The sequence below is a fragment of the Streptomyces sp. NPDC005551 genome, from assembly GCF_042871785.1.
GTDB lineage: Bacteria > Actinomycetota > Actinomycetes > Streptomycetales > Streptomycetaceae > Streptomyces.
This window is the reverse complement of record NZ_JBIAJE010000005.1, coordinates 530,548-542,965: the sequence shown is the minus strand read 5'-3', so window position 1 is coordinate 542,965 and position 12,418 is coordinate 530,548. Positions and strand designations below refer to the sequence as shown.

General features: G+C 73.1%; 16 protein-coding genes. 11 read left to right on the top strand and 5 right to left on the bottom strand.

Features of this window, described 5'->3' with window-relative positions:
- Positions 1 to 63: 63 nt before the first annotated feature.
- Both ACFYP4_RS17790 and ACFYP4_RS17785 read left to right on the top strand, forming a co-directional pair.
- Positions 64 to 906, top strand: a complete 843-nt coding sequence (locus tag ACFYP4_RS17790) for a patatin-like phospholipase family protein (RefSeq protein ID WP_358852813.1) — start codon at positions 64 to 66, stop codon at positions 904 to 906.
- Positions 907 to 963: 57 nt separating this feature from the next.
- The gene (locus tag ACFYP4_RS17785) at positions 964 to 1,809 is read left to right on the top strand and encodes a fused MFS/spermidine synthase (RefSeq protein WP_358852814.1); all 846 of its coding nucleotides are present in this window, start codon (positions 964 to 966) and stop codon (positions 1,807 to 1,809) included.
- A gap of 89 nt (positions 1,810 to 1,898) precedes the next feature.
- Here ACFYP4_RS17785 and ACFYP4_RS17780 read toward each other — a convergent pair whose 3' ends face one another.
- Positions 1,899 to 2,936: a hypothetical protein gene (locus tag ACFYP4_RS17780; protein WP_358852815.1), complete on the bottom strand. Its 1,038-nt coding sequence runs from the start codon at positions 2,934 to 2,936 to the stop codon at positions 1,899 to 1,901.
- 137 nt (positions 2,937 to 3,073) lie between these two features.
- Here ACFYP4_RS17780 and ACFYP4_RS17775 point away from each other — a divergent pair, with 137 nt between their 5' ends.
- Both ACFYP4_RS17775 and ACFYP4_RS17770 read left to right on the top strand, forming a co-directional pair.
- A complete protein-coding gene (locus ACFYP4_RS17775; RefSeq protein WP_358852816.1) occupies positions 3,074 to 3,526 on the top strand; it encodes a DUF4442 domain-containing protein in 453 nt (150 codons plus the stop codon).
- 227 nt (positions 3,527 to 3,753) lie between these two features.
- Positions 3,754 to 4,440: a DedA family protein gene (locus ACFYP4_RS17770; protein WP_388786176.1), complete on the top strand. Its 687-nt coding sequence runs from the start codon at positions 3,754 to 3,756 to the stop codon at positions 4,438 to 4,440.
- A 12-nt stretch (positions 4,441 to 4,452) separates the two neighbouring features.
- On the opposite strand, the gene ACFYP4_RS17765 is transcribed toward ACFYP4_RS17770, so the two are convergent.
- Positions 4,453 to 4,986, bottom strand: coding sequence for a gamma carbonic anhydrase family protein (locus tag ACFYP4_RS17765; RefSeq protein WP_358852818.1), 534 nt, complete (start codon positions 4,984 to 4,986; stop codon positions 4,453 to 4,455).
- Positions 4,987 to 5,122: 136 nt separating this feature from the next.
- Between ACFYP4_RS17765 and ACFYP4_RS17760 the strand changes: the two genes are divergently transcribed.
- On the top strand, positions 5,123 to 5,926 hold the full coding sequence (locus tag ACFYP4_RS17760; RefSeq protein WP_388786174.1) for an acyltransferase: 804 nt from the start codon (positions 5,123 to 5,125) through the stop codon (positions 5,924 to 5,926).
- A gap of 140 nt (positions 5,927 to 6,066) precedes the next feature.
- On the opposite strand, the gene ACFYP4_RS17755 is transcribed toward ACFYP4_RS17760, so the two are convergent.
- Positions 6,067 to 6,933 carry an EamA family transporter gene (locus ACFYP4_RS17755; RefSeq protein ID WP_388786172.1) on the bottom strand — a complete coding sequence of 289 codons (867 nt, stop codon included), beginning with the start codon at positions 6,931 to 6,933 and terminating at the stop codon, positions 6,067 to 6,069.
- A 94-nt stretch (positions 6,934 to 7,027) separates the two neighbouring features.
- Here ACFYP4_RS17755 and ACFYP4_RS17750 point away from each other — a divergent pair, with 94 nt between their 5' ends.
- Positions 7,028 to 7,600 carry a helix-turn-helix domain-containing protein gene (locus tag ACFYP4_RS17750; RefSeq protein WP_388786170.1) on the top strand — a complete coding sequence of 191 codons (573 nt, stop codon included), beginning with the start codon at positions 7,028 to 7,030 and terminating at the stop codon, positions 7,598 to 7,600.
- 220 nt (positions 7,601 to 7,820) lie between these two features.
- On the opposite strand, the gene ACFYP4_RS17745 is transcribed toward ACFYP4_RS17750, so the two are convergent.
- Positions 7,821 to 8,381, bottom strand: a complete 561-nt coding sequence (locus ACFYP4_RS17745) for an NAD(P)H-dependent oxidoreductase (RefSeq protein WP_388786168.1) — start codon at positions 8,379 to 8,381, stop codon at positions 7,821 to 7,823.
- Between the two features lie 152 nt (positions 8,382 to 8,533).
- On the opposite strand from ACFYP4_RS17745, the gene ACFYP4_RS17740 reads away from it, so the two are divergent.
- Together ACFYP4_RS17740 and ACFYP4_RS17735 are read left to right on the top strand one after the other, a co-directional pair.
- Complete coding sequence (locus ACFYP4_RS17740) at positions 8,534 to 9,184, top strand: TetR/AcrR family transcriptional regulator (RefSeq protein WP_388786166.1); 651 nt, start codon at positions 8,534 to 8,536, stop codon at positions 9,182 to 9,184.
- Positions 9,185 to 9,244: 60 nt separating this feature from the next.
- The gene (locus tag ACFYP4_RS17735; RefSeq protein ID WP_388786164.1) at positions 9,245 to 9,796 is read left to right on the top strand and encodes a DinB family protein; all 552 of its coding nucleotides are present in this window, start codon (positions 9,245 to 9,247) and stop codon (positions 9,794 to 9,796) included.
- Positions 9,797 to 9,848: 52 nt separating this feature from the next.
- Here ACFYP4_RS17735 and ACFYP4_RS17730 read toward each other — a convergent pair whose 3' ends face one another.
- Positions 9,849 to 10,256: a CoA-binding protein gene (locus ACFYP4_RS17730; RefSeq protein WP_358852825.1), complete on the bottom strand. Its 408-nt coding sequence runs from the start codon at positions 10,254 to 10,256 to the stop codon at positions 9,849 to 9,851.
- Positions 10,257 to 10,439: 183 nt separating this feature from the next.
- Between ACFYP4_RS17730 and ACFYP4_RS17725 the strand changes: the two genes are divergently transcribed.
- The 3 genes from ACFYP4_RS17725 (at position 10,440) to ACFYP4_RS17715 (ending at position 12,401) form a co-directional block, all read left to right on the top strand.
- Positions 10,440 to 11,141, top strand: coding sequence for a hypothetical protein (locus ACFYP4_RS17725; RefSeq protein ID WP_388786162.1), 702 nt, complete (start codon positions 10,440 to 10,442; stop codon positions 11,139 to 11,141).
- Positions 11,138 to 11,695 (top strand): histidine phosphatase family protein, encoded by a 558-nt coding sequence (locus ACFYP4_RS17720; protein WP_358852827.1) that lies wholly within the window; start codon positions 11,138 to 11,140, stop codon positions 11,693 to 11,695. The genes ACFYP4_RS17725 and ACFYP4_RS17720 overlap by 4 nt, the downstream gene beginning before the upstream one ends.
- 79 nt (positions 11,696 to 11,774) lie before the next feature.
- Positions 11,775 to 12,401 carry a YigZ family protein gene (locus ACFYP4_RS17715; RefSeq protein ID WP_388786160.1) on the top strand — a complete coding sequence of 209 codons (627 nt, stop codon included), beginning with the start codon at positions 11,775 to 11,777 and terminating at the stop codon, positions 12,399 to 12,401.
- Positions 12,402 to 12,418: the final 17 nt, after the last annotated feature.

Sequence of the window (12,418 nt, the reverse complement as noted above, 5' to 3'; positions counted from 1 at the left end):
GCGCGGCGGCGCCCTGCGGGACACTGATGCCGTCGGGTGTCGGCAGCGAGAGGGCGGAGAGCCGTGGCAGGCAAGGCACTTGTGCTCGGTGGCGGAGGCCACGCCGGGGTCGGCTGGCTGACGGGAATCCTGTACGGGCTCGGCGAGGCCGGCGTCGACCTCGGCGACGCAGACGTGGTGATCGGCACGTCCGCCGGTTCGTCCGTCGGCGCCCAGCTCACTTCCGGCAGGCTGACGCTGAAACAGCTCTACGAGCGTCAACTCGTCCCGCCCACCGGCGAGATGGCCGGGCGATTGGGCGCGCTGCTGATCCTCCGGTTCGTCTGGGCCGCGCTGACCTCACGCACGCCGGAGGCGTACGGCCGGAAGATCGGCAGGACGGCACTCGCCGCGAAGACCCCCTCCGAGGCCGCGCGCCGCGCGGCCTTCGAGAGCCGGCTCGTCTCCCCCGACTGGCCCGAGCGCGCCCTGCTGATGCCCGCCGTCGACACGGCCACCGGCGAACTCCGGGTCTTCGGCAAGGACAGCGGTGTCCCGCTCGTGGACGCGATGGCAGCGAGCTGCGCCGTCCCGGGCGTCTGGGCGCCGGTCACCCTCGACGGCCGCCGGTGGACGGACGGCGGTATCCACTCCGCCGCCAACGCCCACCTGGCCGCCGGGTACGAGCGCGTGGTCGTCCTCGCTCCCGTCGCCCTCGGCGGTGGTCCTCTGGTGCCGGCCGCCGAGCAGGGACGCAGGCTGGCCGCGGCCGGTGCCCGGGTGGCGGTGGTCACGCCCGGACGGGCGGCGAGGCGGTCCTTCGGCCGCAACCCCCTGGACCCCGCCGCACGCGCGGGTGCGGCGCGCGCCGGGCGGGACCAGGCGCGCACACACGCGGCGGAGGTCGCCGAGGTGTGGCACGCCTGAGACGGACCGGCCCGGTGCGGGACCCGCCCCGGTTCGTACCGACGGCACAATGGATCCGTGGACGAGCCGATACCCGTGACGCGGGACGTGGATCACGGGACCGCCAAGCTGATGCCGGACGTCGACCGGGAGCGGGCCTGGCTGCTGACCGTCGACGGTGCGCCGCAGTCGTACGTCGACCTGGACGCCCCGACGCATCTGGAGTTCGAGTACGCGCGACGGCTCGGGCACGTGCTGGACACGGTCGCGGAGCCGGGCCGGGCGCTGGACGTGCTGCACCTGGGCGGGGGCGCTCTCACCCTGCCCCGCTACGTCGCCGCGACCCGTCCCGGATCACGTCAGGACGTCGTGGAGGCCGACCGCGCGCTGCTGGCCCTCGTGGTCGAGCACCTGCCGCTGTCCGGGGCCGCCGGGATCGACCTGCACGCCGCGGACGCCCGTGCCTGGATCGAGGCCGCGGCGCCGGCGTCGGCGGACGTCGTCATCGCGGACGTCTTCGGCGGTTCGCGGGTGCCGGCGCATCTGACCTCCGTGGCGTACGCACGCGCCGCGGGGCGGGTGCTGCGTCCCGACGGCGTCTACCTGGCCAACCTCGCCGACGCGGCGCCCTTCGCCTTCCTCCGGTCGCAACTGGCCACCTTCGCGACGGTGTTCGCGGAGCTGGCGCTCATCGCCGAACCGGGTGTCCTGCGCGGACGCCGGTTCGGCAACGCGGTGCTGGTGGCGTCCCACCGGACCCTCGACACCGGCGCCCTCGCCCGCCGTACCGCCGCGGACGCCTTCCCCGCGCGGGTGGAACACGGCTCCGCGCTCCGGGAGTTCACCAAGGACGCCGAACCCGTGCACGACGAGAACGCGGTCCCCTCGCCGGAACCGCCCGGCGGCTCCTTCGGCATCGGCTGAACACGCGGGCCGCCAGGATCCGGGACGGCCCGGCCGTCACCGCCCGCCTCGAAGAACCCGGGCTCAGAACCCGGGTTCGGGGCTCGGGCTCAGGACTCGGGTTCGCCGTGCAGCCGCACCGTGCCGGCGATCTTCTGCACCAGCTCGTCCGGCACCTCGTCACGGACGCCCTTGACCCCGTAGAAGGTGAAGGACGCGAAGTCGCCCGCCGAGTTCTTGAAGGCGAACGTTGTCGCCTTGCCCTCGGTGTCGCACTTGTTGTCCTTCTTGACCCCGCGCGTGTAGCTCGTCGCGATGCTGCCCTTGAGGCCCGACTTCGAGGTGAAGTCCTTGGCCTTGCCGATCACGATCTTCTTCTCGTCGGCCTTGGTCTGGTCGGTGTAACCGGCCCAGGCCCAGGTCGCCGAGTCACTGCGGGCGGCGCCGGCCGTGCTCTTCGCGCCGCTCTGGCCCTTGGTGCCGGCCGCGGCGAGCTCGGTCTCGTCCTTGGTGCCGTCCTTGTCCTCGTCGAACGTGCACCAGTTCTCCTTCAGGAAGGCAGGTGCCGACATGCCCACGACCGCGGAACCGTCGTCCTTCTGCGCGTCCTCGAAGCCGATGAAGGTGCCCGGCGTGCGGACCGCCCACTCCGCCGGTACGTCGAAGGCCGTGCCCCACTTGGGGTTGATGACGACCTTCCAGCCGGGGATCGTCGGCTTCTCGTCGTCGGTGCCCCGCGGGTTGTCGGCGGACGCGGACTCGCTCGGCTTCTTCGAGGCGGTGGCGGACGGCTTGGTGGTCTTGCCGTCGGCCTCGTCGTCCTTGTCACCGCCGAGGACCACGATGCCGGTGACGGCGGCGGTGACGACCACGGCGGTGGCCGCCACGATCGCGACGATCTTCGTGCTCTTCCCGCCGCCGCCCGGCGGTTCCGGCGCGCCCGCCGCAGTGGCCGCACCCCACTGGCCCGGCCCCGGCTGCTGCTGGTACGGGTTGGGCTGCTGGTACCCGGGCTGCTGGTATCCCGGCTGCTGAGGTCCGGGCTGCTGATACGGATTCGGCTGCTGGTACCCCGACTGCTGGTACGGGTTCGGGTTCTGGTCCTGCGGGTTCTGCTCGCCCCCGGGCGGCTGCTGTCCTGGCCACATGGGCAGTAACCCTAGTGCCGTCCATGACACGTTTGGGTCACCGGCCCTCGTCAGACCTGTACCGGATCGGGCGGCGGCCGGCGGACATCACCCGGGGGTCCTGGTCAAAATTAGCTACCCGTGGGTAACATCCGGCTATGAGCGCAGACCAGATGTCGATCGGCGAGATGCTCGCCGCCACCGTGCCGATGGCCAGGACCCTGAACCTCGAGTTCCTGGAGACCACGCCGGAGAAGGCAGTGGTCGCCCTGCCCGATCAGAGCGAATACCACAACCACGTCGGCGGCCCGCACGCCGGAGCGATGTTCACGCTCGGCGAGTCCGCCAGCGGGGCCATCGTCCTGGCCGCGTTCGGGGAGCAGCTCTCGCGTGCCGTGCCGCTCGCCGTCAGCGCCGACATCGCGTACAAGAAGCTCGCGATGGGCCCCGTGAAGGCCACCGCGACGCTGGGGCGCCCCGCCGCGGACGTCGTCGCGGAACTCGACGCCGGACAGCGTCCCGAGTTCCCCGTCGCCATCTCCATCCAGCGGGCGGACGGTGCCGTCACCGGCGAGATGACCGTCGTATGGACGCTCCGCCCGAACGGCTGACGTCCCTGTCATGACCTCATGGCCGGCGCGGAGCGGGCCGGTCCGCCCGCCGTCCACGGGAGCGCGGACCCTCCGTCCACCGGAGCACCGTTGCGACCCGTGGGACTCCGCCTCCGGAGGCGGAGCGGGTAGGCTGCCCGGCGTGTGCCCAGGGGGAGAGCGCACGCCGGGTGATCACACGCAGAGGTGCGCGCCCGCCTTGCACAGCGATACGGGAGGAACCGGCGTTGCACGTCCAGGAATGGCTCGAGACGGTGCCCGCGGTCAGCATCTACGCGCTGGTGGGCCTGGTCATCGGACTGGAGAGCCTGGGCATCCCGCTGCCCGGCGAGATCATCCTGGTCTCCGCGGCGCTGCTCTCCTCCCAGCACGCCGGCATCAACCCGGTGATCCTCGGAGTCTGCGCGAGCGTGGGCGCCATCGTCGGCGACTCGATCGGCTACGCCATCGGCCGCAAGGGCGGACGCCCGCTGCTCGCCTGGCTCGGCGCGAAGTTCCCCAGGCACTTCGACGAACGGCACATCGCCACCGCCGAGCGGTCCTTCGAGAAGTGGGGCATGTGGGCGGTCTTTTTCGGCCGCTTCGTCGCCCTGCTCCGTATCTTCGCGGGTCCGCTCGCCGGAGTGCTGCGGATGCCGTACTGGAAGTTCCTCGTCGCCAACGTCTTCGGCGGGATCCTCTGGGCGGGCGGCACGACCGCGGTCATCTACTACGTCGGTGTGGTCGCCGAGTCCTGGCTCAAGCGCTTCTCCTGGCTCGGCCTCGTGGTGGCACTGCTCATCGGGGCCGCCTCGCTGCTGATCGTCCGGCGCAAGACGAAGCAGGCGGCGGCCCACGCCGAGGCGGCGGGGACCCCGGCGGCCGGGACCGGCGCGGTCGAGCCGGAGCCCGTCCCGGCCCCCGCCACCGACTGACCGCGCCCGCCGTCACCGCTCCTCGTGCGCGGCGCGGTGCGCCTTGGCCAGCTCGACGTACAGCGTGCCGTTCAGCGAGATGCCCTCACGTTCCTCGGCGGTCAGCTCCCGCCTGACCTTGGCGGGCACACCCGCGACGAGGGAGCCCGGCGGCACGCGCATGCCCTGCGGCACCAGTGCCTGCGCCGCCACCAGCGATCCCGCGCCGATGACCGCCCCGTTGAGCACCGTCGCACCCATCCCGATCAGGCAGTCGTCCTCGACGGTGGCCCCGTGGATCACGGCGTTGTGCCCGACCGAGACTCGTTCGCCGACCGTGATCGGGAAGCCCGGGTCGACGTGCAGGGTGCAGTTGTCCTGGATGTTGCTGTCGGCGCCGATGACGACGGGCCCGCAGTCGGCGCGCAGCACCGCGCCGTACCAGACGCTCGCGCCCGGGTGCAGGGTCACCTCGCCGAGCACCACGGAGGTCGGGGCCGTGAACGCCTCCTGGTCCACCTGCGGCTCCTTGCCGCCCACTGCCGCGATCAGCGCCCGGTGCGTCATGGCACTCTCCTTGTCCGTCGATGGCTCTCGTCACCGGCACGGTAGGCGACGGGCGCCGGGCGGGAGCGGGCGGGTGGGGCGAAGATCACAGGTGTCCGGCCGGGTGGCCGCTCGGCACGCTGAGTACGGTGAGCGGGTGCCCAGGAGCAAGAACACGTTCTCATCATGGCGGCGCGGCCTCGCGCAGCGCGCCGTCCACGCGGGCTGGGCCTGGGTGCAGCGCACCGGCGCGGTCACGGCCGCGCACCCGGGGCGGTTCCGGTTCGGCGCGATGGGCACCGGCACCCGGCTGGCCTTCCCGCTCGGTACCGTCTTCGGTGAGCCCTGGATCCGGCTCGGCTCGCACTGCATCATCGCCGAGCAGGTCACGCTGACCGCCGGACTGATGCCCGACCTCGACCTCGGCCCGGACCCGATCCTGCGCATCGGGGACGGTGTCGTCCTCGGCCGGGGCAGCCACGTCATCGCCGACACGACGGTCACGATCGGCAGCGACTGCTACTTCGGGCCGTACGTGTACGTGACGTCCACGAACCATTCGTACGACGATCCCCACGAGCCCATCGGCAAGCAGTGGCCGCGGATGGACCCGGTGTCGATCGGGCCCGGCTGCTGGATCGGGACGGGTGCCGTGATCCTGCCGGGGGCGCGGATCGGGCGCAATGTCGTGGTCGCCGCGGGAGCGGTGGTGCGCGGGACCGTGCCCGACCACGCGGTCGTGGCCGGCGCCCCCGCGAAGGTCGTACGCCGCTGGGACGCGCGGAACGGCTGGCAGCCGCCGCTGCGCACACCGGCGCCCGTGCCGATCCCCGACGGTGTGACCCCGCAGCAACTGCGTGCGCTGTCGGATCTCGGCGCGGAGGAGATCGCCCGCCTCACGGAACCGGACTGCCTGGACGCGGGGGTCGCGGTGGCGGAGGACGTACGCGCGGAGTCCTGACCGGGAACCCGTGGTGCTGAACACGGGTGACGTGTGCCGGGGTCGTGTGCCGGGGTGGCCCGGTGGCCCGGTGGCCCGGTGGCCCGGCGGCCTGAAGGCCCGGTGTGCGGCCGTCGGTTCCGTCCGTGACCCGGGGTTGTTCAGCCGGTGGCCAGCAGCAGTGTGCCTATCAGGGCCAGGCCCGCCCCGGCGGCCTGGATGCCGCGGAGCCGCTCGCTGAGGATGCCGCGGGCCGCCAGGGCCGTGATCACCGGGTAGAGCGAGGCGAGCACCGCGGCCACGGTGACCGGACCGTGCTGGGCCGCGATCGAGTACGTCCCGTTGGCCGCGACGTCGGCGAGGCCGACGAAGGCGAGAGCCGGCAGCGAGTGCCGGACGACGGTCCGTCCGCCGCCCTCCGGCAGGGCCCGGCCGCCCCGCCGTACGGAGACCAGGAGTGCGGTGCCGCCCGCCACGACATTGGTGACGCGCTGCACGAACAGGGCGAGGAAGAGGCCGGTGAGCGTCGTGGAGGCCTCGGCGATCAGCGACATCACCGCACCGAACCCGAACGCGGCGAGCAGCGTGAGCAGCACCGCCTGACGCTGCACGGGGGCGCCCCTGAGCTGCGGGCCGCCGGCGAGTACGACCCCGGTGACGGCCACCGCGATGCCCGCGAACTGCAGGACACCGGGGCGCTCGCCCAGCACCAGGCCGACGGCGACCGGGACGGCCACGCCGAGGGAGCCGAGCGGGGAGACGACGCCCATCGGGCCGAGCGCCAGCGCCTTGTAGAAGGCGAGCATCGCGACCGGTCCGACCAGGCCGGCGGCCACGGCGAACCACAGCTGCGGCCCCGCTTCGCGCCAGCCGCCCGTGGCCATCACGAGCGCCCCGAGAACCACCGTCGCGATCACCTGCGAGGCGACGACCACCGTCAGTGCCGGCATGCGCCGGGTCAGCAGCCCGCCGCCGAAATCGGCCAGGCCCCACAGGACGCTGGTGGCCAGCGCGAAGAGTGCTGTCATGGGGGCGCCTCGCAGTACAGTGCAGTGAACAATTCGGTGCACCACACCGTAGTTCAACTCAATGGACTCTGCTATCCAGAATATTGGACGGAATGTGTCGGACCTCGACCTGCTGAACCAGTCCCTGGCCCGCAACGTCAAGCGCTGGCGCACCGAGCGGGGCTTCACCCTGGAGGCGCTCGCGGCCCGGGCGGGCGTCAGCCGCGGCATGCTCATCCAGATCGAGCAGGCCAGGACCAATCCCAGCATCGGCACGGTCGTCAAGATCGGTGACGCGCTCGGGGTCAGCATCACGACGCTGCTCGACTACGAGCAGGGCCCCAAGGTCCGCATCGTCCCGGCCGAGCAGGCGGTCCGGCTGTGGCACACCGACACCGGCAGCTACAACCGGCTGCTCGCGGGCACGGAGGCGCCCGGCCCGCTGGAGATGTGGGACTGGCGGCTGATGCCGGGAGAGGGCAGCGACTCCGACCCGCACCCCGGCGGCACGGTCGAACTCATCCACGTCACGGCCGGGGAGCTGACACTCACGCTCGACGGGGTCCCGCATCGCGTCCCCACCGGGGCGAGCGTGTCCTTCGAGGCCAACGTCCCCCACACGTACGGCAATTCCGGTGCCGGGCCACTCGAGATGATCATGGCGGTGTCGGTGCCGCCCGTGCACTGAGACGCCGGGCGGAGCGCGCCCGTAACGCCGTGGTGCCGGTGCGGCCACTGCTTGGGGGCGACGCACGTGAGGGGTACGGCTCGGTTTGCCGTACCCCTCACGGGTTCAAGTGCCCTGAGTCCTGGCGGAGTCCGGGGGGCGTACCCCTCGCGCGGGGCGTCCTGCCCCTGGCGGTGTCCGCGTGCCGGGCGCTTGAAAGGATCGTGCCGCGGCGCCGGTGTCAGGCGGCCGTGGGGGCAGCCTGCGAGGTCAGCTGCCGGAGGACCTCGGTCAGGCCGGTGACGACCTCGGCGTCGTCCGCCGGGTGCGTCTCGGCGAAGCGGGTCACGGAGCCGGGGATGGACAGCTTCGCGTCCTCCAGGACCGCGCCGCCGGCGATGCCCGCGGCCTTGCGGGCCTCGTCCTGTGCCCACACGCCGCCGAACTGGCCGAACGCGGTGCCGACCACGGCGACCGGCTTGCCGCCCAGCGCACCCGCGCCGTAGGGGCGGGACAGCCAGTCGATCGCGTTCTTCAGCACGGCCGGCATGGTGCCGTTGTACTCCGGCGAGAACAGCAGGAAGCCGTCGGCCTGCCCGGCCGCGGCGCGCAGCCGCGCGGCGGAGTCCGGCACGCCGCCCTCGACGTCGATGTCCTCGTTGTAGAAGGGCACCTCCGCGAGCCCTTCGAACAGCTCGATCTCGACACCCGCGGGGGCGTGCTTGACGGCCGCCTCGGCGAGCTGGCGGTTGTGCGAACCGGCGCGAAGGCTGCCGACGAGCGCGAGGATGCGTACGGACATGGCGGAACTCCTCAGAGAGCGGTTCAAGGCGGGGTGTGGCAGTGGAGGGCACGGATGCTCCATCGCCACTAAGCGGACCAAGGTCCGTTCAACTTTCTATCATCTATCCGGACCGGGGTCCACTTCTTTCCGTGAGCGCTACGCTGGGACGCATGACCTCGCCCCTGCCGCCCTCAGCCGCGCACGAAGCCAAGGCCGGACGGCTGGAACTCACCCTCACCCCGGTCGACGAGCCGCCCCAGCTGCGCGCCGACGCCGCCCGCAACCGCTCGCGGCTGCTGGAGGTCGCCGCCCGGCTGGCTGCCGAACGCGGAGCCGCCAATCTGACGATGGAGGCCGTCGCCCTGGCTGCCGGCGTCGGCAAGGGAACCGTCTTCCGGAGGTTCGGAGACCGCACCGGACTGCTCATGGCGCTCCTGGACCACTGCGAGCAGCAGCTCCAGGCCGCCTTCCTCACCGGCCCGCCGCCGCTGGGTCCCGACGCGCCCGCCGTGGAGCGGCTGCGGTCCTTCGGGGGCGCCGTCATCCACCACGAGCACCTCCACCGCGGCCTCTACCTGGCCGCGCACGCGGAGGCCGGGCGCCGTCACACCTCTCCCGCGTACCGTCTCCGCCTGACCCACGTCACCCTGCTGCTGCGTCAGACGCGGCCGGGCGGCGACACCGAACTGACCGCCCACACCCTGCTCGCCTACCTCGATCCGACCCTCGTGCACCACCTGGTCACCCAGCGGGGCATGTCCCTGGACCGCCTGGAAGCGGGCTGGAACGACCTCGTGGACCGCTGCACGGCCCAGGGATGACGCAGAGCCACGGAGGGCCCGGCTGTCCGGGGCCCGGCGGCGGGAGTCGATGATGGGCGGATGACGATTCCCACCAGAAGAGGCGACCTGTTCGTCGACGCCGCCCGGGATACCCGCCACGCCGGTCCCGCGACCGGTGACGAGCGGCGCCTGCTCGTCGACATCCTCGCCGCGCAGCGCGCGACGCTGGTGCTCAAGTGCACCGGAGTGGACGACGAGCTGTGCCGCCGGTCCGTGCCGCCCTCCACCCTCTCGCTGCTCGGACTCGTGCGGCATCTCGCCGATGTCGAGCGGCGCTGGTTCCGGTCCGTCCTGGCCGGACAGGACGCGCCGCCCCGCTTCTCCTCGGCGGCCGACCCCGACGGCGACTTCGGCGGTGCGGTGCCGGGCTCCGCCGTGGCCGCGGCCGCCTGGGATGCCTGGCACGCCGAAGTGGCCTTCGCCGAGGCCTTCGTGACGGACGCGCCTCACCTCGACGTCGAGGGTCACGACTCCTGGCGCGGCACGGTGTCCCTGCGGTGGGTCCTCCTCCACATGATCGAGGAGTACGCCCGCCACAACGGCCACGCCGACCTGCTCCGCGAGCGGATCGACGGCGCCATCGGGCTGTGAGGGCGGCGGCCCCGCCGCCCCGCCGCCCCGCCGCCCGCCACGGACCGCACCCTCAGCCCAGGTTGCCGATCTCGATCGCCGGGCAGCGGTCCATGACCATGTCCCGCCCCGCGGCGCGGGTGCGCTCGTACGCCGCTTCGTCGACGACGCCGAGCTGGAACCACACGGCGTCGGCGCCGATCGCCACCGCCTCGTCGGCGACGGGCCCGGCCAGGTCGCTGTTGACGAAGACGTCCACCACGTCGACCTCGAACGGGATCGCGGACAGGGACGGATATCCCTGCTCGCCGTGGACCGTCTCGGCCCTGGGGTGGACGGGGACGACGCGCTTGCCGTACCGCTGGAGCACGGACGCGACGCCGTACGCCGCGCGCTGCCGGTTCGACGACAGGCCCACGATCGCCCAGGTGTCGCCGAGCTCCGTGAGTATCTTGCGGATCGTTGCCGGATCGCCGTGCACGGTCGGTCTCCTCGGGGTTCCGTTGTCCAACACTCAGCCGGGCAACGGCCGACGGCACGCGAACATTCCCTCTCCGCCCGCCGTCGTCGCCGGGACCCGCGCCCGGTGGCTTCCGGCGCGCGGCCTGTCCGGAAAGGCGCCCGCCTCCCCGCGCCCGCGCCGCACCCCGCCTACGCTCACCCCGTGCTGCGAATCACCGATGCCCGAACCGGCGAGTCCACGGACGCCTTCGCCGCCCCCCGGGGCCTGACCCGCGTCCAGGCGCATGCGACGCGGTCCGACACCTCGTCCCTGCGCGTCCTGCTCGTGGCCGACGTGCTGGCCAGGGCACTGGAGATCGGCGGGACCCCCGTCGTCACCGTCGCCGATCCGCCCGCCGAACTGCGCGCCCGCGCCCTCGAACTCGGCATCCGGCCGGCCGAGGCCCCCACCGCACCGGGCGGCCGGACCGTCCACGTCCTCCGGACGCACGCCACCGCTGCGGACGGCCGGCCCGGCACGGTGGACGGCATCCACGTCGAAGTCGCCCCGGCGCACGGCACCGCCGAGCCCGGGGTGCTGCGCCTGGCCCTCCTCGCCCGCCCGCGCCGGGACGTCGTCGACGTCGACGACGACACGGCGGCCCGCGCCGGGGAATTGCTGACCCGGTGGCGCGCAGCGGTCGCCAGGTGGGCCACCCGCCCCTCCAGACCCGTCCCCGAGGACGTGAAGCGGCAGCTGCGGACGGCCTGGGAGGACGACCTCGACGTGCCCGCCGTACTGGAGGTACTGCACCGCGTGGAGCGCGCCGACGGCCTGCCGGACGGCGCCCGCTTCGAGACGTACGCCTACGCGGACCGGCTCCTCGGCCTCGAACTCACCCGGGACATCGGAACCTTGGGATGAACGCGCGCACCGGCCCGGGGCCGCTGCGCCGGCTCGTCGTGCTGCGGCACGCCAAGTCCGCCTGGCCCGAGGGCGTGCCCGACCACGAGCGGCCGCTCGGCCCGCGGGGGCGCCGCGACGCCCCGGCCGCCGGACGAGCGCTCGCCGCGGCGGACTGCCTCCCCGATCTCGTGCTGTGCTCCACGGCCGTACGCGCCCGGCAGACCTGGGACCTGGTCGCCGCGCAGTGGGGCACCCCGCCCTCCGTACGGCACGACCCACGGCTGTACGGGGCCGGCTGGGCGGACCTGCTGGCGGCCGTGCGTGAAGTCCCCGACCCGGTCGGGACGCTGCTGCTGATCGGGCACAACCCGGCGCTCGCGGAACTGGTGCTCACCCTCGCCGGGGACGGGCTCGACGACACGGTGGAGGAGGTGCGGGAGAAGTTCCCGACCTCGGCCGTCGCGGTCCTCGCGTGGCACGGAGACGGCTGGCGGGACCTCGCCCCCGGCACGGCACTGCTCACGGACCTGACCGTGCCGCGAGGCGGGCCCGGGGACGAGAAGGGACACTGACCCGGGCCGCTCCGGAGCCCGGCGGTGATCCGGGACCCGGCGGTGATCCGGAGGTACGGGCAGCGCATACGCTGGCCGGATGCAGGACGAGTACCGCACAGTGGCCCGCGCGGGCGTGCACGAGACCGAGGTCAACCGCTCACGCTTCCTCTGTGCGCTCGCCCCCGCCGCCACCGAGCAGGAGGCCCAGGACTTCGTCGCCCGCGTCCGCAAGGAGCATGCCGACGCCGCCCACAATTGCTACGCGTACGTCGTCGGAGCCGACGCGGCCGTGCAGAAGGCGAGCGACGACGGCGAACCGGGCGGCACCGCGGGCGTCCCCATGCTCCAGATGCTGCTCCGCCGGGACATGCGGTACGTCGTCGCGGTCGTCACCCGCTACTACGGCGGGGTCAAGCTGGGCGCGGGCGGACTCATCAGGGCGTACGGCGGTGCCGTGGGCGAGGCGCTGGACGCGGTCGGCACGCTCACCCGCAGGCGGTTCCGGCTGGCGACCGTGACGGTCGACCACCAGCGCGCGGGCAAGGTGCAGAACGACCTGCGGTCCACCGGCCGCTCGGTGCGCGAGGTGACCTACGGCGAGGCGGTCACCATCGGGATCGGGCTGCCGGACGCCGACGTGGACGCCTTCCGGTCCTGGCTGGCCGACGTCACGGCGGGGACAGCTCGGTTCGAACTGGGCGGAGAGGCATATGGAGACGCATAACGGGCCGATACGGGAGT

What these genes read in the sequence shown, in the direction of transcription:
- ACFYP4_RS17780 (WP_358852815.1), bottom strand. Translation starts at nt 2,936, where the DNA reads ATGTGGCCAGGACAGCAGCCGCCCGGGGGCGAGCAGAACCCGCAGGAC.
- ACFYP4_RS17775 (WP_358852816.1), top strand. Translation starts at nt 3,074, where the DNA reads ATGAGCGCAGACCAGATGTCGATCGGCGAGATGCTCGCCGCCACCGTG.
- ACFYP4_RS17765 (WP_358852818.1), bottom strand. Translation starts at nt 4,986, where the DNA reads ATGACGCACCGGGCGCTGATCGCGGCAGTGGGCGGCAAGGAGCCGCAG.
- ACFYP4_RS17755 (WP_388786172.1), bottom strand. Translation starts at nt 6,933, where the DNA reads ATGACAGCACTCTTCGCGCTGGCCACCAGCGTCCTGTGGGGCCTGGCC.
- ACFYP4_RS17745 (WP_388786168.1), bottom strand. Translation starts at nt 8,381, where the DNA reads ATGTCCGTACGCATCCTCGCGCTCGTCGGCAGCCTTCGCGCCGGTTCG.
- ACFYP4_RS17740 (WP_388786166.1), top strand. Translation starts at nt 8,534, where the DNA reads ATGACCTCGCCCCTGCCGCCCTCAGCCGCGCACGAAGCCAAGGCCGGA.
- ACFYP4_RS17735 (WP_388786164.1), top strand. Translation starts at nt 9,245, where the DNA reads ATGACGATTCCCACCAGAAGAGGCGACCTGTTCGTCGACGCCGCCCGG.
- ACFYP4_RS17720 (WP_358852827.1), top strand. Translation starts at nt 11,138, where the DNA reads ATGAACGCGCGCACCGGCCCGGGGCCGCTGCGCCGGCTCGTCGTGCTG.
- ACFYP4_RS17715 (WP_388786160.1), top strand. Translation starts at nt 11,775, where the DNA reads ATGCAGGACGAGTACCGCACAGTGGCCCGCGCGGGCGTGCACGAGACC.